Source organism: Martelella sp. AMO21009 (genome assembly GCF_053484295.1).
Genome location: NZ_JBAKFR010000077.1, coordinates 1 through 349, shown reverse-complemented (window position 1 = coordinate 349; position 349 = coordinate 1). Strand labels below are relative to the sequence as shown.

The following is a 349-nucleotide window of genomic DNA, read 5'->3' as shown; positions in this document are numbered from 1 at the left end:
AGCGCGATCTGGCTGCCATGCAGTCCTTGCCGGCGTCGCCCTTTGACGCCTGCGACCAAGCCAGCGCCAGGGTCACGGCCCAGTCTCTCGTTCGCTACAAGACGAACGACTATTCCGTGCCTGTCGCCTACGGTCATCAGGACGTTTGGGTTCGAGGCTATGTCGACAAGGTGGTGATCGGCTGCCGCGGCGAGATCATCGCCCGCCATCCCCGGAGTTGGGACCGGGAGGATGTCATCTTCGACCCGGTGCATTACCTGCCGCTGATCGAGCAGAAGATCAATGCGCTGGATCAGGCAGCCCCTTTGCAGGGCTGGGATCTGCCGGAGGAATTCGCCACACTGTGCCG

At 62.8% G+C, this 349-nt stretch carries 1 protein-coding gene; it reads left to right on the top strand.

Annotated features, from left to right (window positions below):
* A partial coding sequence (locus tag V6766_RS25520; RefSeq protein ID WP_448471036.1) for a Mu transposase domain-containing protein occupies positions 1 to 349 on the top strand: 349 nt, incomplete at both ends.